The following is a 19,009-nucleotide window of genomic DNA, read 5'->3' as shown; positions in this document are numbered from 1 at the left end:
CGTTACCTGTGGTCTATGTCATATCCGGCTCTCAGTCTGTACTGTGTGAAGCGGCTGGTATCCGCCGGGCCGCATGTGACAAGAGTTGCTCCAGCGCCCGTTCCAGACCACAGTCCCCGGCCTCCGCGCCGGGACCGTTCCTTCTGAAAGGTTCAAAACACTCGTGAAATCACCAGGAAAGAGCTTCCTTCGAAGCGGGGGACTCCGGAGGGCCGCGGCACTGACCCTGGGCTTGCCGGTTCTCCTTTCAACCGTTGCCATCGCGCCCGCCACCGCGGCCACGGCACAAGGCGCCACCGTCGCCGGCGTCGCCCAGAAGAATCTGGACCCGGCCAACTACCCGGACGGCCGCTACATCGTCATGCTGGCCGAGCAGCCGGCGGCCAGCTACGAGGGTTCCACTCCCGGCCTGCCAGCCACCAAGCCCGCGCCGGGCAAGAAGCTTGACCCCAGCAAGGGCGAAGTCAAGAACTACCGCGCGCACCTGGAGCAGAAGCAGGCCGAGGTCGCCGGCAAGCAGAACGTCAAGATGGGCCGTCAGTTCTCTGCTGCGGTCAACGGCTTCAGCGCCAAGCTGACCACGGACCAGGCGATCAAGCTCGCCAAGGACCCCAGCGTCCTGGCGGTGGCTCCGGACACGGAGAACGCCCCGGACTACTCCACCACCGACTTCCTCAAGCTCAGTGGTCCTAACGGCACCTGGAACACCACCTTCGGTGGCCAGGACGGCGCCGGCAAGGGCGTCGTCGTCGGCGTCATCGACACCGGGTACACCCCGGACAGCGCCTTCTTCGCCGGCGACCCGGTCAAGCCGCTCTCCGGCGCCCCCGTGGTCGGCGTCCCGTACCGCGCGGCGGATGGCAAGATTGCCATGCTCAAGGCCGACGGCGAGACGTTCACCAGCGACTGCCAGAAGGGCGTCGACTCCGGTGCATCCTTCGACGGCACCGCCTGCAACTCCAAGGTCCTCGGCGCTCACTACTTCGCGGACGACTTCCTCAGCTACGTGGCCCCGGGTGACCGGTCGCCGCTGGAGCAGCTCTCCCCGGTTGACGTGGCCAGCCACGGTACCCACACCGCCAGCACCGCGGCCGGCAACGCCAACGTCGAATCCTTCGTGGACGGCCGCAGCTTCGGCCTGACCAGCGGCATCGCCCCGGCTGCCAAGCTCTCCATCTACAAGGTCTGTTGGGAAGACACCGATCCCAACACCGGCGGCTGCTACAGCTCCTCCTCCGTCGCCGCCGTCGAGCAGGCCATCGAGGACGGCGTCGACGTCCTGAACTACTCCATCTCCGGTTCCGCGACGTCCGTCATCGACCCGGTCTCCATCGCGTTCCTGAACGCGTCGGCCAGCGGCATCTTCGTCGCCGCCTCCGCCGGCAACTCCGGCCCCACCGCCAGCACCGTCAACCACGGCGCCCCCTGGGTGACCACCGTGGCGGCCAGCAGCTTCTCCCAGGAACTGCAAGGCACGGTCGAGTTCGGTGACGGCAGCAAGTTCCGCGGAGCCAGCATCATGAACCGCGAGGTCAAGGACGCCGGAGTCGTGCTGGCAGCCAACGCCGCAGCGGCCAACGCACCCTCCTCGCCGGCCCTCTGCGGCCCCAACACGCTGGACGGGACCAAGGTCGCCGGCAAGGTCGTCGTCTGTGACCGCGGCGTCGTGGACCGCGTCGCCAAGAGCGCCGAGGTTGCCCGAGCCGGCGGCGTCGGCATGATCCTGGTCAACCTCACCAACTCCTCCCTGGACGCGGACCAGCACGCGGTGCCCACGGTGCACGTGAACCCGCCCGCCACCCAGACCATCAAGGACAAGGTCGCGGCCAACCCGGGCATCAAGGTGTCCCTGGTCAACAAGGACACCACCGGTCTGCCCCTGGAGGCGCAGCCGCAGATCGCCGGGTTCTCCTCCCGCGGACCGCTGCTGGCCACCGATTCGGACCTGCTGAAGCCGGACGTCACCGCCCCCGGCGTTGCAGTCCTGGCAGGCGTCTCGCCGATCGGTGAAAACGGTGCCAAGTTCGGCTTCATGTCCGGTACCTCGATGGCTTCCCCGCACGTGGCCGGCTTCGGAGCGTTGCTGCTGGGCAAGAACCCCACCTGGTCCCCGGCCGCGGTGAAGTCCGCCATGATGACCACCACCTCCGACGTCAAGCTCGCCGACGGCACCAAGAACACCGACGTCTTCGCCACCGGCGCGGGCGAGGTGGACCCGGCCCGCATGGTCGACCCGGGCCTGGTGTACGACGCGAACACCCAGGACTACCTGAAGTTCATCCAGGGCACCGGCGTGGACCTGGGCCTGAAGTCCAGCACCAAGGCCCGTGACATGAACGTCCCGTCCTTCGCCCTGGGCAACCTCACCGGGAAGATCGAGGTCACCCGCACGGTGACCGCCCTGACCCCGGGTGTCTACAAGGCCAGCGTCAACGTCCCCGGCATCAAGGTCAGCGTGGCTCCGGCGGCGCTGAACTTCAAGGCCGCCGGCGAACAGCGCACCTTCAAGGTCACCTTCGAGAACCAGGGTGCCCCGCTGGGCCAGTTCGCCATGGGCTCGCTGTCCTGGCAGGGTGCGGGCAAGACCGTCACCTCGCCGATCTCGGTCCGCCCGCAGTCCGTGGTGGCTCCGAAGGACGTCACCCTGACCACCAACCAGGGCACCGGCTCCGGTGACATCAAGGTGGTCTCCGGCACGAACAACCCGACCAACATGACGCTGGACGGCCTCTCCAAGGCCGACGCCACCGCCATCTCGCTGGTCCCGGGTCCGTTCACCGCCACGGCCGATGCCTCGACCTATATCAAGACCGTCCAGGTTCCGGCCGGCGTGCCGCTGGCGAAGTTCTCCGTGATCTCCTCCGATCCCGCCGCCGACTTCGACATGTACGTGGTTACCCCGCGCGGCGTGGAGCAGGTCGCCACCTCGTCCTCGAGCGAGACCCTGTCCATCCCCAACCCCGCCGCCGGTAAGTACACGATCTACGCGAACCTGTACGCCAGCCCGGGCGGCAAGGCCACCAAGGCCTCGGTTGAGGCGGCGGTGCTCGGCGCCAACGTCGGCAACGCCTCGGTCTCGCCGAACCCGCTGAAGCTGACCAACGGCAAGGCCGGCAAGGTCACGCTGAATTGGAAGGACCTCGCAGCCGGTTCGTACATCGGCCGGATCACCTTCGAAGGTTCCAGCGACCCGACCTTCGTCACCGTCATGGTGAGCCCCGACGGCACCACCGCCGTGGCCCCCACCGCCGAGGACCAGGCCAGCAACACCGGCCCGGGCGACGAGGCGGGCACCGGCGACGCGGCCCAGCTGGAGAAGGGCGCCCAGGTCAAGAAGGAACAGGCCAAGGTGGTCCCGCAGGATCCGGACAGCCCGAACAACGCTATCTAGCGGTAGCGCGTAACACCTGAACACAGCAGTGGCCGGCGGTCTTACCACCGGCCACTGCTGTGTTCTCCTGCTGTTTGTTCAGTGTGCCTTGGCGCCTTGGCGCGTTGGGGCCCAGGGCCGGGCGCCGAGAACGGGGCCTCGGGCGCCGAGGGCCGGGCGCCGGTCGGCCGCTGCGGCGCTTAGACCGCGCCGGTGGAACCGGCCGTCCCGCCCAGGAGCGGGGCCATGGACTTCCACCGGGAGATCTCGCAGCCGTCGGTACGGCTGAAGCGGGCCTCGACGCCGCGGCCCCGGTACGTGCCGGTGACCACCGCGACCTGCGGGCCGCCGTATTGCTGGGTGCAGAGCTTCGGCGGCCCGGGCACGGGGAAGAAGATGGCCTCGCCGTGCTGCCGGACGGCTGCCAGCGCGGCGGCGGGGTCGGGGAGCGTGGATCCAGGGCCGGGCTCCTGGCCGTCGGCGACCAGCCGGAACACATGCTCCGGGCCCCCCGGCGCCTCGGTCAGCGTGATGGTGAGGTCAATCTCGGGATTCGTGGTCCGGTCCTGGGGCGAAGCTGCCGGCTCGCCGGCGCCATTGGTGGCGGTCATGGCGTTCCTTCCTGGGCTGCGGTGCGGCGCTCTAGGCGGGCGGCGGCCGTGAGCAGCGGGTCGAGTTCCTGCAGCAGGCGGCCCCGCAGCTCCTGGGCGGCGTCCGCGAAGCCGCGCTGCCGGTCCACATAGTCGGCCTTGCCCTCGGCGGTTTCGATCCTGATGGGCGGGTAGCCCCACTCGCTGAGGTCGTAGGGGGAGGCCTGCATGTCCATGGCCCGGATCTGCCAGGAGAGTTCGAAGCAGTCCATCACCAGTTCGCTCGGCAGCACGGGCGCCAGCTTGTAGGCCCACTTGTAGAGGTCCATGTTGGCGTGCAGGCAGCCGGGCTGTTCGAGGTCCCGCTGGTTTTCCCGGCTCGGCGAGAGGCTGTTCAGCGGCACGGCATCCGGGGTGTAGAACCGGAAGGCGTCAAAGTGCGAGCAGCGGATCCGGTTCTCCTCCACCACCTGGTCCGTGCCCGCGGAGCCCAGCCGCAGGGTGAGGTATTCGTGGCGGAGCGCAAACTTGTCCTGGCGGTAGACCATGGCCCATTCGTGCAGGCCGAAGCAGCCGAACTGTGCCGGCCGGGCCGCCGTGCCGGCCAGGATGATCCCGGCGAACTGCACCGCCTCGCGCCGTTCGGCCAGGAAGCGCTCGACGTCGACGGTCACCGCGGGGACGCCGTCGGGCACGCCCGCGGCGGCGCGTTCGGCGTCGTCGGCCGCGCGGTAGTACTTCCAGTCGGTGCGCGCGGCGGCGGCCGGGCCGGAGAGCACGACGCCGGCGCCCGGGTGCCAGCGCAGCAGCTGCCCGGGTTTCTGGGTGTAGTAGGTGAAGAGGAAGTCCTCCACCGGGTGCTTGCGTCCGGCCGACCGCCGTGCCAGGTAGGGGTCGGCGTAGGTCCGGACGCGTTCCTGGTGGGCGGCCTCCCGCCGGGTCCACTGTTCGTCTGTCAGGTGCTGCAGTTTAGCCAGCCCCGCCGCTCGAGCCCAGAACGTCCTTGGCGGCGTTCCATTGGGCGATTTCGCAGCCGTCGCGCAGGCTGAAGGTGGCTTCGACCGGCCGGTCGTCCACCGAGCCGGTGACCGTGGCCTCCTGCGGGCCGCCGTACTGCTGGGTGCAGGCCTTGTCCGTGGGCCGCGGCGCCGGGCTGAGCAGGGCGGCGTTGGCCTTCAGGGCGGCGCAGGCGGCAGTGGCGGAGGGGTGCTGGCTTTCCGCCGCGGGGACGCCGTCGCGGCAGACCAGGGTGTAGTTGGCCGGCTGGCCGATGCCGCCGGGCTTGACCATGATGGAGAGCTCGGCGTTGCCGGCGCCGGGGCCGGGCGTGGGTGCCGGGGCCGAGGGGGACGGTGCCGCCGCGGTGGTCTCGGCGTCCGCGGACGGGGTGCCGCTGGTACCGCTTGAGGGGGTGCCGGAACTGCCGGTGGAGCTGGAGTTGGAGCCGGCGGGGGACGAGCCGGTCGGGCCGGGGGCGCCGGGGCCGCCGGAGCCGCCCGGCGAACAGGCGGCCAGGGCGGTGGCTGTGGCCGCGATCAGCAGCACGTGCATCAGGGGTTTGCGCATGGCGGACCTCCTCGGGTTGAAATCCAGTCTATCGCCGGGTGGCCGCGATCAGCCGGGTCATGGCGGCATGGAGTTCGGCCACCTGGTCCCGGCTCAGCCCCAGCCGGGCCATCATGGTGCCGGGAATCGCCGTCGCGTCCCGGCGGAGGGCCGCGCCGGCCGGGGTGAGTCCGACGGCGAGGCTGCGTTCGTTGCCTTCGGCCCGTTCCCGGGTCACGTAGCCCACGGCCTCGAGCCGGCGAAGCAGCGGGGAGACCGTAGCCGGGTCCAGGTCCAGGGCATCGCTGATCTCACGGACGGTGCGCGGGCTGGATTCCCAGAGGGTCAACATCACCAGGTACTGCGGGTGGGTGAGGTGCAGCTTGTCCAGGACGGGCTTGTAGGCGGCCACCACATTGCGCGAGGCGACGGTGAGGGCGAAGCAGAGCTGGTGTTCCAGCAGCAGGTCTTCGTCGATGAAGTCGGGGCTGGCGGTGGCGCTGTCGGTCATGGAGCTCCTCGGGGCGCGGAAATGATTAGTGCACTAATCATTAGCGTACACTGGTGGCATATCCGTTGCGAAGGAGTGGTGATGGCGAAGGAATCCGCCGCCGAGCGGTTCATGCGGGCAACCGGGAAGTTGCGGGCCGTGTTCGGTCCCGCCAGCCGCGGCTCTCTGGGTCACGACATGACCGAGCAGAACCGCCGGCTGCTGGCCCAGCGGGAGGCAGAGACCCGGCAGTGGGAGACCGTCCGCCGCCCCGACGGCAGCACCTACGTGGTGCCGCGGGACCCCGGGGACAAATCGCTCCGCTAGGCGGGAAGCCCCGGCTCATTTCCCTCCGTCGGGCGTAAAATTGAGGCACCGGCGGCCCCGGCCCGCTCGCAGGAAACGACGTCCCGGCCGGCGCGCCGTCCTTCCGCTCATCCTGTCAGCAGGGGAGGAGGTGGAAACCATGGCACATGCACTGCGCAGGGCCGCCCACAGCAGCCGGCTGCACCCGTCCACCTGGGTGCGGTTCGTCTTCGGCCCGGCCTCACGCGGAGACTGCGCCGCCCCGGTGGTGCACCGGCACGACGACTTCGAACTCGCCTCCGAGCAGGAGCTCGCCGGCTTCGAGATTGAGACGGATGCGGCGGGGCATCACTACGCCGTCCGCCGCGAAGACCTTCCCAAGGAACAGGTCTGACCCGCTGTTCAACGCGAAAGGGAGCGGCAGGCTGCCGCTCCCTTTCGTATGTCCCGCGTGAAGTGCCTTAACGTCCGGTGCCGCCGTAGACCGTCGCCTCGTCCTCGCTGTCGAGGTCGAAGGCCTTGTGGATGGCCCGCACGGCGTCATCGAGCAGGTCCGCGTGGGTGACCACGGAGATGCGGATCTCGGAGGTCGAGATCATGTTGATGTTGATCCCGGCCTCGGACAGGGCGGCGAAGAACCGCGCCGAGACGCCCGGGTGGGAGCGCATGCCCGCGCCGATCAGCGAGAGCTTGCCGATCTTTTCGTTGTATTCGATGTTCTCGAAGCCGATCTCGGCCTGGGCGGCGCGCAGGGCGGCCAGGGCGTCGGCGCCCTCGACGATCGGCAGGGTGAAGGAGATGTCCGTCCGGCCGGTCCCGTGGGTGGAGACGTTCTGGACGATCATGTCGATGTTCGAGTGCGCATCCGCGATGACCTGGAAGATCGCCGCCGCCTTGCCGGGGATGTCCGGGACGCCGACGACGGTGACCTTGGCCTCGGAACGGTCGTGTGCAACGCCGGAGATGATTGGCTGCTCCAAGGCAACTCCCTCTTGAATCGTGATCTTGTCGTCGGCGCTGGGCAGCACCCAGGTGCCTTCGTGCTGGCTGAATGAGGAGCGGACGTGCAGCGGGACGCCGAAACGGCGGGCGTACTCCACGCACCGCAGGTGCAGGATCTTGGCCCCGGAAGCGGCGAGTTCCAGCATTTCCTCGCTGGAGATGCTGTCGATCTTCCGGGCGGAAGGGACCACGCGCGGGTCGGCGGTGTAGATGCCGTCAACGTCGGTGAAGATCTCGCAGACGTCGGCGTCGAGGGCGGCCGCCAGGGCCACCGCCGTCGTGTCCGAGCCGCCCCGGCCCAGGGTGGTGATCTCGTTCGTGGTGCGGCTCATGCCCTGGAAGCCGGCGACGATCGCGATGTGCCCCTTGTCCAGCGCCGTACGGATCCGGTGTGGGTCGACGTCGATGATCCGGGCCTTGCCGTGGATGCCGTCGGTGATCATGCCGGCCTGGGAACCGGTGAAGGACTGGGCGGAGGCGCCGTATTTGTTGATCGCCATGGCCAGGAGGGCCATCGAGATGCGTTCGCCGGCGGAGAGCAGCATGTCCATTTCGCGGGCCGGGGCGGAGTCGGTCACCTGGGCGGCCAGGTCGAGGAGTTCGTCCGTGGTGTCACCCATGGCGGAGACGACGACGACGACCTCGTCGCCGGCGTTGTGCGCGTCGACGACGCGGCGGGCGACCCGCTTGATGCCCTCGGCATCGGCCACCGAGGAGCCGCCGAACTTCTTCACGACGAGGTGTTTGGTGGCGCCCGGGATAACCGGCAGCCCCTGCGGCTGCGGTCCGGGGTGGACTTCGGTAGTGGGCAGACTCATGCGCGCACCCTCACTGGATCATCGGGGTTCTGGGTGAAGCAGCCAAACGGCGCGACCGAGTGGTGCGACGGCTGCTTCAGCCCAAGTTTATCGCCGCGGCCGGTCCGGCGTTCAATTGTGACCGGCGGGCGGACCCGCCGCCGGTGACCGGTCCAGCCGGTAGCGCCAAGAGGGGAGGCCCTTCCCGGCGCGGTCCTGGGCCGCCGTGAAGTAGTGGTCCGGGACGAATCCCAGCGTCTCAAGCAGCCTGCGGGAGGGGAGGTTGGGTTCGTAGACGCCGGCGAGGACCGTGCCGACGCCCCGGTCTTCGAACAGCCAGCGCACCAGGGCGCCCGCCGCCTCCCGCCCATAGCCGTGGCCGTGGTGGTCAGGGTGGATCAGGTAGCCGAGGGCGGCGGCGCCGGCCGGGATGGGTCCGGGGGCGGGCGGCGCTTCGGCGGTCCAGGTCCGGGCATCGCCGATCACCTCGCCGGTGGCGCGCAGGACCACGGCCCAGCAGAGGTCGAAGTGTTCCGGGGTGGAGGCCTCGGCCCGGGACAGCATGGTGTGCAACCGAGTGGAGTTCTCGGCGGGACCCAGCGGGGCGTGCGAGAGATACCGGGTGACCTCCGCGTTGCCGCGGAACCGCAGCAGGGCGGCCTCGTCCCCGGCCGTCAGGGGCCGGAGAGTCAGCCGTTCGGTGGGGATGGGGTCCGGGATCATTGTCCGGAACTCTACCGCCCGGCCTGTTCCGGGCTGTTCCGGCCGGCGGCAGGAGTGCAATACTGGCCCGAAAGTCGGAACCGCACTGTGGGGGTTGCTATGAGCCAGAGGCCAGGGTTGAGATTGTCCGGCGTCGTCCTTGACGCCCCCGATGCCCGCGAGTTGGCGGACTTCTACCGCCGCCTCCTGGGCTGGGAGCTCGGTCAGGATGAGCCCGAATGGGTCACGCTGGTCTCCCCGGACGGCGGCGCGGGGCTCTCATTCCAGAGCGAGGCCGGGTACGTGCCGCCGATCTGGCCCGCCGGGCCCGGGGCGCAACAGATGATGATGCACCTGGACATCGCCGTCGTGGATCTGGCCGAGGCCTCCACCCACGCGCAACAGGCCGGCGCGACGCTGGCCGACTTCCAGCCCCAGGACGACGTGCGGGTGCATCTTGACCCGGCCGGACATCCGTTCTGCCTCTTCCTCGACGCCTGAGCCGCGGCGGACACCGACGGTGCGGGCCTCACGGAAGGCGCTGAGGACGTGGGGTCGGAAACACCCGTACCTCGGTGCGTTGATCGGCCTGGTGGTGTTAGCCATCGTGAGCACCTCCGCCTGGCTGGCCCTTTCCGGGCGGGAGCCAGGACCCGTCATCTTTAGCGGGCTTTGAAATGTCGTCGTGTATTGGCTGATCACCGTTGTCTATCTGCGCGCGACGCGGAAGGAGCGAAAGGAACTCGCCGGGAAGGGACAACTGCGCGCCTTTCTTCGCTACCCGGATTCCCTGCCGGGTTCCCTGAGCGGGATCTGGAATCCCGGCATCGTCACCCCCACCGAGGGAGCGCTGCGGTTCCAACCCGCCGCCTACGAGACCCGTGAATCGTCCGGGCGCTCGACGAACTTCACCGTCGCGGACGTCTCGGAGCGCTGGACGATCACCGGCAAAGACCGGAAATACCTGCCGGCGTCGGCTGGCTATGAAGCGGTCACCCTGGCCACCGATAAGGGGAGGGTGGAACTCGCGGCGAGTCCGGAGTCGCTGGACCTGTTGGCCGTGATCCGGCCGCCACTCGGACAGGACGGTCCCGGACCGCGCGGTCACTGAGCCGGGCGCCTCCCTTTCAGGGGCCCGCTTCGGCCTAGCTGAGGGCGTTGCGGCGGCCCTCGAAGGCTCGGCCCAGGGTGACCTCGTCGGCGTATTCGAGGTCGCCGCCCACGGGCAGGCCGGAGGCCAGCCGGGTAACGGCGATGCCGATGGATTTCAGCATCCGCGCCAGATAGGTGGCCGTCGCCTCGCCCTCCAGATTGGGGTCCGTGGCGATGATGATCTCCTGGATGGCGCCGTCGTTCAGCCGCGTCAGCAGCTCTCGGATCCGCAACTGTTCCGGGCCCACCCCGGCGATCGGATTGATGGCGCCGCCCAGCACGTGGTACCGGCCGCGGAAGGACCGGGTGCGTTCGACGGCGAGGACATCCTTGGACTCTTCCACGACGCAGATGACCGACGGATCACGCCTCGGGTCACGGCAGATGTTGCACATCTCCTGTTCGGTGACGTTGCCGCAGACCGTGCAGAACTTCACGCGTTCCTTCACCGTGGTGATCGCCTCGACCAGCCGCTTCATGTCCTGCGGATCGGCCTCGAGGATGTGGAAGGCCAGGCGCTGGGCGGATTTCGGCCCGACGCCGGGTAGCCTGCCGAGCTCATCGATCAGCTCCTGGACTGCACCTTCGTACACAATTTCCTCGTTCGTTGGGGGTGGCGCCGCTCAGGGCGCCGGGAGGGTTAGAAGCGCGGGGCCAGTGGGCTGCCGTCGAGGGAGCGCTCCTCAAGCAGCTTGCCGCCCAGGATGCGTTCGACGGCGGCGCGGCCGAAGACCCCCGATTCCTCGATGGTTTCATCGTCGGCGCTGGGGATGTCCTGCTCATAGGTGGCGGCGGCCGCGACGGCCCGGGCGGGCGCCTTGGCGCGTCCGGCCTCCGCCTCCGGGCTGTTCGACAGGCGCTGGTAAAGGCTCTGCCGTTCGCCGGCAGGCGCACCGACCGGCGCGGGGGCCGTTACCGGGGGTGCCGCCGTGAGGACGGCCGAGCCGCCGGTCGCCGCGGCTTCCTGCGGCGCGGCGTGCGGGAGGCTCCCGGGGGCTGGGGCCGCCGGCGCAGGCGTGCTTTGCCGCGCAGGGGGCTGCGCCGTCGCGGGCTCGTAGCGGCGCGGTTCCGGCTCGGTGACGTGGGGTTCGGGTTCCGCGGATGCTGCGGGCCCTGCCACGACGTTCCGTCCCACGTTCAGCTCGGTGCCGACGGTCCAGACGCCCGGGGACTGTTCGACGGCGCGGGCCCAGGGATCCTGGGCCGGATCGGGCTTGGCCGTTCCCGTAGCTGCACCAGCGTCCGCGGTCGTCGGGGTGGGGGCTGCAACGGGGGTGCGCTCGGCGGCCGGCGCCCGGCCGGGTGCCGAGTTGCCGGCGCGCACGGGCGTCGGGGTGGCCTGGACAGGGCCTGACGGCGACGGAGTCCAGTCCATCGGCGGCTCTTCATCCAGCGGCGGAGCGTCCTCGTCGCGGGGCGGGCCCCAGTCGTCATCCGGGTCTGCGTACGAGCCGCTCCAGCCCTGGTCCGTGGGCGCCGGGGCGGAAGCGGACGGCGGCACGGGGGCGGCGGGTGCCGCGGGGGTCGATGCGGCTGAAGGTGCCGCGGCGGATGCCTCCGCAGAAGCGGCTCCACGGTTTGCGGAGGGTGCGGCCGGAGCAGACTGAGCAGGAACTGACTGAGTCGGAGCAGACTGGGCGTGCGCAGACTGGGCCACAGCGGAATGAGCCGGCGCAGCAACGGCGGCTTCGGCCGTCACAGGCGCTGCGGCGGCGGGCACCGGGGCAGCATCGCGTGGGGTTGCGGAGGCCGTCGCGGGCGCGGTGGCCGGGGCGGCCGCGGGGGCGAGGCCCCACGCTACATCGGCCGAGCTGGGGGCAGCAGCCTCGGGCTCAGTAGGCGCTTTTGGGTTTGGCTCAGAGCTCGCTGGGCTCTTGGACCCGCCGGCGACCGCGGTGATCTGGCAGTCGATGCCAATCGTCTTGTGGATCGCCTGGCGGAGGTTTTCGGCGTGGTCTCCGCGGCCGAAGGCCCCAGCCAGCCCGGCGGTGCTGAAGAGCAGCGTCAGGACGTGGCCCTCGACATGGCCCACCTGGGCGTTCGGTTCCACCAGGGCCCAGGTGCTCCGCTTGATCTTGGTCAGGGTCTGCAGGATTTCCGGCCAGGCGCGGCGCAGCACCTCCACATCGGGGCCCGAACCGGAGCCGGGTCCGGAAGCGGCGGGGGCGGCAGCCGGGGCGGCCTCGGCGGGCCGGGTGGCCCCCGGCGCGGCCGTCCCGGCGCGCGCGGGAGCCGGGGTAGCTGCAGGTGTTGGCGCGGGAGCCGACGCCGACGCCGGTGCCGGAGCCTGCGCCGGAGCCGCGGCGTTGTCGGCGCCGTCGTGGGCGGAATCCGCAGCGGCTGCCTGGCTCGGGGCCGGGGACTGGCGCGGCGGCTCGGCCGATATTGCCGAAGCAGGCACGGGAGCGGCAGACCGGGCGGCGGCGGGAGGCACAGCCTGGGTCGGGGCGGGGGCTGCCGGTTCCGGTGCCCGAACCGCGGGTGCCTTACCCTCAGCCGGTGCCTGGGCCGCGGGCGCCACTGCGGGAGCGGCAGCAGCCGGGTGTGCCACGGCAGCGGGCACGGCTGCCGGGACGCCGCCGTCGGATCCGGCGTAGTTGAGGCGCCGCTCCACGCGGTCGATCCGGGCGGCGATGCCACGTTCGGTCTGCTCCGCGCTGGGCAGCAGGATGCGGGCGCACAGCAGTTCGAGGTGCAGCCGCGGGGAGGTGGCGCCGGTCATCTCGGTGAGCGCCGTGTTGGTCACGTCCGCCGCACGGGAGAGCTCGGCCGCGCCGAGGTTGTGCGCCTGGCTCTGCATCCGGGCGATCTGGTCCGCCGGCATGCCCCGAAGGATGGACTGGGCGCTCTCAGGCATCGCCTGGACGATGATGAGGTCGCGGAAGCGCTCCAGCAGGTCCTCGACGAAGCGGCGCGGGTCGTGGCCGGTCTGGATCACGCGGTCCACGGCGCGGAACACCGTGGCCGCGTCGGCGGCGGCCACGGCCTCGACGACGTCGTCGAGCAGCGAGGCGTGCGTGTACCCCAGCAGGGCCACGGCCAGCTCGTAGTCCAGGCCGTTGGGGCCGGCGCCGGCCATCAGTTGGTCCAGGACCGAGAGGGAGTCACGTACCGAGCCGCCGCCGGCGCGGATCACGAGCGAGAGGACGCCCGGCGCCACCGGGACGTTCTCCTGCTGGCAAAGCTGCTCCAGGTACGCCATCAGGGGCTCCGGTGGAACCAAGCGGAACGGGTAGTGGTGGGTGCGGGACCGGATGGTGCCGATCACCTTGTCCGGCTCGGTGGTGGCGAAGATGAACTTGATGTGTTCCGGCGGCTCCTCGACGATCTTCAGCAGCGCGTTGAACCCTGCCGAGGTGACCATGTGGGCCTCGTCGATGATGAAGATTTTGTAGCGGTCCCGGACCGGCGCGTAGGTGGCCCGTTCACGCAGGTCGCGGGCGTCGTCCACGCCGCCGTGGCTCGCCGCGTCGATCTCGATGACGTCCAGGGAACCCGCGCCGCCGCGGGCCAGTTCCACGCAGCTGGGGCACACGCCGCAGGGGGTGTCGGTGGGGCCTTCGGCGCAGTTCAGGCAACGGGCCAGGATGCGGGCGGAGGTGGTTTTGCCGCAGCCGCGCGGGCCCGAGAAGAGGTATGCGTGGTTGACGCGGTTCTTGCGCAACGCCGTCATCAGGGGGTCGGTGACGTGCTCCTGCCCGATGACATCCGCGAACGAATCAGGCCGGTAGCGGCGGTACAGGGCGGTAGTTACGGTCACGCTTAAACCCTACCAATCGGCACAGACATAAAAGACCCCTCATGCACCCGCCAGAGCCCGTTTACCCTTGCTACCTTCCGGTCCTGGGGGAGTTCAACAGGATGACGCCACATGAGGGGCCGTCGACTACTTTACCCGAGATCCCGGCCTGCCCCGAATCCGCTCCCAGGCAGGGGCCATTCACGCCCATCGGCACCCCGATTGGTCGACGGGCGGAAGTTCGGGTAGTCTAGTATCTGCTTTTGATTCAGAAGCAACTGGAGAATTCGCCTAGCGGCCTATGGCGCACGCCTGGAACGCGTGTTGGGTTAACGCCCTCGGGGGTTCAAATCCCCCATTCTCCGCGGTTGGCCCCGGTCCTATGGACCGGGGCCTTTTTGCGTCCTGGCTCCGGACCCGTCAGGCCCGGAATCCGAGGCGGCGGAGCCGGGAGCGGGCGGCCAGTTCGCTCGGACCCGTCCGGCCGAGGGCCAGATGGACGACGCCGAGGGTGGCCCGGGTGGTCAGCGTCACCGGCAGCGGCAGGGGCCCCAGCCGGGCGGGCCGAAGTCCGAGCAGCTCGCGGTACTCCGGTTCCAGGCTGGCCACTGCGGCGGCGAACAGCACGCGGTAGCCCGGCCGGAGGATCGGGTGCAGGGGAGGGTGGCGGATGAAATGCACGGTTTCGGCAACCATCGGCCCGGAGGTGAGCGTCCCGCCGTCGTACCAGTCGCGGAGCTCGCGGCGCATCTGCCCGGCACTGACCGGAGGGGACTCCACGCCCATCATTTCCCCGGCCTGCGCCCATTCGCGGACGTAGGCGTCCGGGCCGCCCGGAATCGCCGACCCGAACATGGTGTGGGCCGTCAGGAAGGCATCGGTGAAGGCGATATGGATCCAGCGCAGCAACTCCGGGTCGCTCGCCGCGTAAGGCCTGACGTCTCCGGCGGCGTCCCGGTAGTCGCCGCGGACCGGTTCGTGCAGGCGCTGGACCCACGCCGTGGCCTCCCTCGCCGCCGTCGTTGACCCGTAGGTGACGGTGAAGATCCAGCGGATGGTGCGGGCCAGGCGCCCCAGCGGGTCCTCGCGGAAGTGTGAATGCTCGTGGACGCCGGTCAGGGCGCCGGGGTGGAGTGACTGCATCAGCAGTGCCCGGATCCCGGCCACGATTGCTGGCATGCCGCCGTGCACCGTCCAGACCGCCGAGCCTGGCAGGTGGTAGCCGGCGTCGTCGCCCTCCTCGAGACGGGCCACCCAGGGCGGCGCCACGTCCCGTGACCCGGTGAAGGTATGCCGGAGTTCGGCCTGGAAATTCTGCAGCATAGTGCGCATGGTCCATTCTGCGCCCGGATCCCGCCCTGCGGTACTTGGTGTCCGGCCCGCGACTACTGAGGTGCTACCCGAGTTTCAAGAAGGGTAGTTCGGACGGTTCACACCCCTTGCCGATTGTGGTCCCATGAAAAAGGTCAGCCCGCGTTATCGGCGGCTGAGGATGTGGGGTTTACATCGTGGGAAAGCACTGGGGAAACACGACCAGCGAACCAAAAACAAGAAAACGCATCGTGGCGGTGCGCTGCCTCTCGGGAGGGTTTTGCCTCTCGCTGGCCGTGCTGACGTTCGGGGTCCAGGGAGTCACCGGCGCGGGAACCGCCGTGGTCTCGGTCGGCGTGCCGGACCGGGATGTGGCGGTCAGCCCCACGTTGCGGCCCGGGGCAGTGGTCACCGCCGCGGCGGGAACGACGGCGGCCACGATGGGCGCAGCGCAGGCCGCGGCGGCCGGGGCGGTCACGGCCGCGGGCGACCCGGCCGCGGGCTTCACCACGGATCCCCGGGCGCTGGTGGCGTACTCCCGCTCCGCCGTGCTCACCGGTACCAAGGACGGCACGCCGGGGGAGCTCAACGTCGCGTCTTCCGGGTTGAAGCGGCCCGCGGAGGGTTTCCTCATGGCACCCCTCGAGGTCCTGAACCCGTCGTCGCCGTTCGGCCTGCGGACCAGCCCGTTGTCCGGGGTGGCGGGGGAGTTCCACTGGGGCCAGGATTTCGCGGCGGCCTGCGGGACGCGGGTGTACGCCGCCGACGCCGGGGTGGTGCGCGCCGTGGGCTGGCACCCCTGGGGCGGCGGAAACCGCGTGGAGATCGATCACGGCAACGGCCTGATCACCACCTACAACCACCTGGAGGGGATCGCCGTGAAGAAGGGCGACTCGGTCCGGGTGGGTGAGGTGATCGCCAAGGTGGGCACCACCGGGTCCTCGACCGGCTGCCACCTGCATTTCGAGACCATCCTCAACGGAGTGCACAAGGACCCCCGGGACTGGACGTTCCTGCCCATCACGCAGACCGATCCGCTGGGCCCCCTGGAGATGACCAGTTACGCGCCCGACGCCGGGCTGCCCTCCAATGCCTCGCTGGGTTGGGCTATCCCGGTCTCCGACGATGGCCGGCACGAGGTCGCAAACGGCGCCCAGGAGATCCCCGCCGCCCTGCTGCCGCAGCTGCCCGGCTACACCGCCTCCTACTCGCCCTCGCCCTCACCGACGGCGGATGCCCTCTCACCCAGCCGACCGCCATCGTCCGCTGCCGGGCAGGCGCCCGGCACCTCGGCGCCGGTGACCTCCGAGCCGGTCACCGGGGCTCCGCCGGCGACCGGCACCACGACCGGGTCCCCGACTACGAGTACGCCGCCTGCAAGCACCACGCCGCCGGGGACAACGCCCCCGCCCACCACCCCTCCGCTCGGCTCGGAGCCGCCGTCCACACCGCCGCCGGTGACCACGCCGCCTGCGCCCCCGGCGACCACCCCGGCCCCGCCGCCGGTGACGGAGGCCCCGCCGCCTGTGGTGACCCCGCCGCCGGTCGTGGAGGTCCCCCCTCCGCCGCCGCCGGTGGTCGAGCCGCCTCCGCCGCCACCGCCCGTCGTCGAGGTGCCCCCGCCGGCCCCTGCGCCGCCGCCGGTGGTCACGCCGCCGCCGGTGACCTCGCCGGCCCCGGAACTCACCGCCCCGCCCGTCACCGCGGATCCCGCGCCGAGCGGCACTCCGGCCCCCACCGGCACGGTCACCCCCTGACCGCCTGACTCCCGGCCCCTTGGCCCTCCGGCGGACGGCCACCCATACCGCCGCCCGTCGGCGTCGAATTACGGTTGTGACCACGCCGGGCTATGCTTCCGGCACGCCGACTCGACGCCCGGGAGGACCCCGCCATGACCGACCTTTTCTCCGTTCCGCTCACCCTCAACGACGGCACCGAAACGGACTTCGGCCGCTACCGTGGGCAGGTGGTGCTGGTGGTGAACGTTGCCTCGCAGTGCGGCTTCACGCCCCAGTACGCCGGCCTGCAGGCCCTGCACAACAAGTTCGAGGACGAGGGGTTTACCGTGCTGGGCGTGCCCTGCAACCAGTTCGCCGGCCAGGAACCGGGCAGTGACGCGGACATCGCCGAGTTCTGCGATCGGAACTTCGGCGTCACCTTCCCGCTGACCGCCAAGGCCGACGTGCGGGGCAAGAACCAGCACCCGCTTTACGCCCGCCTCACCAAGTTCAAGAAAGGCCTGCTGCCGGGCCTGGTGAAGTGGAACTTCGAGAAATTCCTGATCAACCGCGACGGCGAGATCGTCGCCCGGTTCGCCCCCACCGTGGAACCGGATGCCCCCGAGGTGATCGAGGCGGTGCAGGCCGCGCTCGCCTGAGGCACCGGTCGGGACCCTCGGCCCCGCAAGGGCCCGAGGGGCCTATCCCTACGCGTCATCCCGTCCTAGACTGGCCGGACCCTCCGACGTTCGGGCCGGTTCGCGGCTTTCTTGCGGCGCCCGCCTGCAGCGTTATCGACGCTGGCCAGGAGGGTGCATCAGAACGCTTCGTGAATCACAACTGGGCACTCAGCATTGGGGTCCGTGAAACCAGGAGGAAAGTGATGACAGGAAACAAAGCCGTTGCCTACAAGGGGCCAGGAAAAGTCGAACTCATCGACATTGACTACCCCACTTTCGAACTCAAAGACGGACCAGGCGTCAACCCGGCCAACGTCGGCCGGCAGGTGCGCCACGGCGTCATCCTCAAGACCGTCGCGACGAACATCTGCGGATCGGACCAGCACATGGTCCGCGGCCGCACTACCGCCCCCGCCGACCTGGTGCTGGGCCACGAGATCACTGGCGAGGTCGTCGAGGTCGGGCCCGACGTCGAGTTCATCAAGGTCGGCGACATCTGTTCGGTGCCCTTCAACATCGCCTGTGGACGCTGCCGCAACTGCAAGGAACGCAAGACCGGCATCTGCCTGAACGTCAACCCCGACCGGCCCGGAAGCGCCTACGGCTACGTGGACATGGGCGGCTGGGTGGGCGGCCAGGCAAACTACGTCCTCGTCCCGTACGCGGACTGGAACCTGCTGAAGTTCCCGGACCGGGACCAGGCCCTCGAGAAGATCATGGACCTGACCATGCTCTCGGACATCTTCCCCACCGGCTTCCACGGCGCCGTGACCGCGGGCGTCGGCGTCGGATCCACCGTGTACGTCGCAGGCGCCGGGCCGGTGGGCCTCGCGGCCGCCACCAGCGCGCAGCTGCTCGGCGCCGCCGTCGTCATCGTCGGCGACATGAACGAGGACCGGCTCAAGCAGGCCCGGAGCTTCGGCTGCGAGACGGTCGACCTGTCCAAGGGCGGACCGGCCGAGCAGATCGAGCAGATCCTGGGTGTCCCCGAGGTGGACTGCGGCGTGGACGCGGTCGGCTTCGAGGCCAAGGGCCACGGACACGACGCCAAGGAAGCGCCGGCCACGGTGCTGAACTCCCTGATGGACATCACGGCCGCCGGCGGCGCGCTCGGCATCCCCGGGCTCTACGTCACCGGCGACCCGGGCGGCATCGACGAGGCGGCCAAGAAGGGTGCGCTCTCGCTCAGCCTCGGTACCGGCTGGGCCAAGTCGCTGAGCTTCACCACCGGCCAGTGCCCGGTGATGAAGTACAACCGCGGCCTGATGATGGCGATCCTGCATGACAGGGTCCACATCGCCAAGAACGTCAACGCCAAGGCGATCGCCCTGGAGGACGCACCGAAAGGCTACGCCGAGTTCGACGCCGGCGCCGCCACCAAGTACGTGCTGAACCCGAACGGCTACCTCAGCTAGGGCCCGTCCCACCGCGTGATCTACGGTCCGGCGGCCTCCTTCCTGCACCAGGGTGCGCAGGTAGGAGGCCGCCGGATTACTTAATCCGCACGCGTAGCCGTGCCCGTTTTCAAAGCTGCCTACCTGAGTTTTCCCACGTCCGGCCGGAAATCTGGTTGGATAGAAGGTACTGAGAGGGATCGCTGGGGGGAC

At 70.0% G+C, this 19,009-nt stretch carries 17 protein-coding genes, 1 tRNA gene and 1 other RNA gene; 9 read left to right on the top strand and 10 right to left on the bottom strand.

Annotation, left to right across the window (positions count from 1 at the left end; all coding sequences use genetic code 11):
• Positions 1-220 precede the first annotated feature (220 nt).
• Positions 221-3,391 (top strand): S8 family serine peptidase, encoded by a 3,171-nt coding sequence (locus QWJ39_RS05630; protein ID WP_290257294.1) that lies wholly within the window; start codon positions 221-223, stop codon positions 3,389-3,391.
• 179 nt (positions 3,392-3,570) lie between these two features.
• Here QWJ39_RS05630 and QWJ39_RS05625 read toward each other — a convergent pair whose 3' ends face one another.
• Genes QWJ39_RS05625 through QWJ39_RS05610 form a run of 4 tightly spaced genes read right to left on the bottom strand, consistent with a single transcriptional unit; the run spans position 3,571 to position 6,016 of the window.
• A complete protein-coding gene (locus QWJ39_RS05625; protein ID WP_290256741.1) occupies positions 3,571-3,981 on the bottom strand; it encodes a serine protease inhibitor in 411 nt (136 codons plus the stop codon).
• Positions 3,978-4,937, bottom strand: a complete 960-nt coding sequence (locus QWJ39_RS05620) for a 3-methyladenine DNA glycosylase (RefSeq protein ID WP_290257293.1) — start codon at positions 4,935-4,937, stop codon at positions 3,978-3,980. The genes QWJ39_RS05625 and QWJ39_RS05620 overlap by 4 nt, the downstream gene beginning before the upstream one ends.
• Positions 4,930-5,526 (bottom strand): SSI family serine proteinase inhibitor, encoded by a 597-nt coding sequence (locus tag QWJ39_RS05615; RefSeq protein WP_290256740.1) that lies wholly within the window; start codon positions 5,524-5,526, stop codon positions 4,930-4,932. Before QWJ39_RS05615 ends, QWJ39_RS05620 begins: the two co-directional genes overlap by 8 nt.
• A 28-nt stretch (positions 5,527-5,554) precedes the next feature.
• Positions 5,555-6,016, bottom strand: a complete 462-nt coding sequence (locus QWJ39_RS05610) for a MarR family transcriptional regulator (RefSeq protein ID WP_290256739.1) — start codon at positions 6,014-6,016, stop codon at positions 5,555-5,557.
• A gap of 81 nt (positions 6,017-6,097) precedes the next feature.
• Between QWJ39_RS05610 and QWJ39_RS05605 the strand changes: the two genes are divergently transcribed.
• Positions 6,098-6,322, top strand: a complete 225-nt coding sequence (locus QWJ39_RS05605) for a hypothetical protein (RefSeq protein WP_290256738.1) — start codon at positions 6,098-6,100, stop codon at positions 6,320-6,322.
• Between the two features lie 139 nt (positions 6,323-6,461).
• The gene (locus QWJ39_RS05600; RefSeq protein WP_290256737.1) at positions 6,462-6,695 is read left to right on the top strand and encodes a hypothetical protein; all 234 of its coding nucleotides are present in this window, start codon (positions 6,462-6,464) and stop codon (positions 6,693-6,695) included.
• Positions 6,696-6,762: 67 nt separating this feature from the next.
• On the opposite strand, the gene QWJ39_RS05595 is transcribed toward QWJ39_RS05600, so the two are convergent.
• On the bottom strand, positions 6,763-8,121 hold the full coding sequence (locus QWJ39_RS05595; RefSeq protein ID WP_290256736.1) for an aspartate kinase: 1,359 nt from the start codon (positions 8,119-8,121) through the stop codon (positions 6,763-6,765).
• A 111-nt stretch (positions 8,122-8,232) separates the two neighbouring features.
• Positions 8,233-8,823, bottom strand: a complete 591-nt coding sequence (locus tag QWJ39_RS05590; RefSeq protein WP_290256735.1) for a GNAT family N-acetyltransferase — start codon at positions 8,821-8,823, stop codon at positions 8,233-8,235.
• A 99-nt stretch (positions 8,824-8,922) separates the two neighbouring features.
• Between QWJ39_RS05590 and QWJ39_RS05585 the strand changes: the two genes are divergently transcribed.
• Both QWJ39_RS05585 and QWJ39_RS05580 read left to right on the top strand, forming a co-directional pair.
• Complete coding sequence (locus QWJ39_RS05585; RefSeq protein WP_290256734.1) at positions 8,923-9,303, top strand: VOC family protein; 381 nt, start codon at positions 8,923-8,925, stop codon at positions 9,301-9,303.
• Between the two features lie 184 nt (positions 9,304-9,487).
• Positions 9,488-9,913 carry a hypothetical protein gene (locus QWJ39_RS05580; protein ID WP_290256733.1) on the top strand — a complete coding sequence of 142 codons (426 nt, stop codon included), beginning with the start codon at positions 9,488-9,490 and terminating at the stop codon, positions 9,911-9,913.
• Between the two features lie 34 nt (positions 9,914-9,947).
• Here the strand turns inward: QWJ39_RS05580 and recR are convergent, their stop codons facing one another.
• From recR to ffs, 3 genes are all read right to left on the bottom strand, one after another.
• Positions 9,948-10,547 (bottom strand): recombination mediator RecR, encoded by a 600-nt coding sequence (recR, locus tag QWJ39_RS05575; protein WP_290256732.1) that lies wholly within the window; start codon positions 10,545-10,547, stop codon positions 9,948-9,950.
• Positions 10,548-10,594: 47 nt separating this feature from the next.
• Positions 10,595-13,714 (bottom strand): DNA polymerase III subunit gamma and tau, encoded by a 3,120-nt coding sequence (locus QWJ39_RS05570; protein WP_290256731.1) that lies wholly within the window; start codon positions 13,712-13,714, stop codon positions 10,595-10,597.
• A gap of 27 nt (positions 13,715-13,741) precedes the next feature.
• Positions 13,742-13,838: signal recognition particle sRNA small type (gene ffs, locus QWJ39_RS05565), an RNA gene on the bottom strand.
• A gap of 135 nt (positions 13,839-13,973) precedes the next feature.
• Between ffs and QWJ39_RS05560 the strand changes: the two genes are divergently transcribed.
• Positions 13,974-14,058 (top strand) — tRNA-Ser (locus QWJ39_RS05560).
• Positions 14,059-14,113: 55 nt separating this feature from the next.
• On the opposite strand, the gene QWJ39_RS05555 is transcribed toward QWJ39_RS05560, so the two are convergent.
• Entirely contained in the window at positions 14,114-15,025 is a 912-nt protein-coding gene (locus QWJ39_RS05555; protein ID WP_290256730.1) for an oxygenase MpaB family protein, read from the bottom strand.
• Between the two features lie 230 nt (positions 15,026-15,255).
• Here QWJ39_RS05555 and QWJ39_RS05550 point away from each other — a divergent pair, with 230 nt between their 5' ends.
• From QWJ39_RS05550 to fdhA, 3 genes are all read left to right on the top strand, one after another.
• Positions 15,256-16,761 (top strand): M23 family metallopeptidase, encoded by a 1,506-nt coding sequence (locus QWJ39_RS05550; RefSeq protein WP_290256729.1) that lies wholly within the window; start codon positions 15,256-15,258, stop codon positions 16,759-16,761.
• Positions 16,762-16,895: 134 nt separating this feature from the next.
• Positions 16,896-17,381 (top strand): glutathione peroxidase, encoded by a 486-nt coding sequence (locus tag QWJ39_RS05545; protein ID WP_290256728.1) that lies wholly within the window; start codon positions 16,896-16,898, stop codon positions 17,379-17,381.
• 224 nt (positions 17,382-17,605) lie between these two features.
• The gene (fdhA, locus tag QWJ39_RS05540) at positions 17,606-18,817 is read left to right on the top strand and encodes a formaldehyde dehydrogenase, glutathione-independent (protein WP_290256727.1); all 1,212 of its coding nucleotides are present in this window, start codon (positions 17,606-17,608) and stop codon (positions 18,815-18,817) included.
• The last annotated feature ends 192 nt before the right edge of the window (positions 18,818-19,009 follow it).

Origin of the sequence: Arthrobacter sp. YD4, from assembly GCF_030410515.1 — a bacterium.
GTDB lineage: Bacteria > Actinomycetota > Actinomycetes > Actinomycetales > Micrococcaceae > Arthrobacter.
This window is presented reverse-complemented; position numbering and strand designations above follow the sequence as displayed.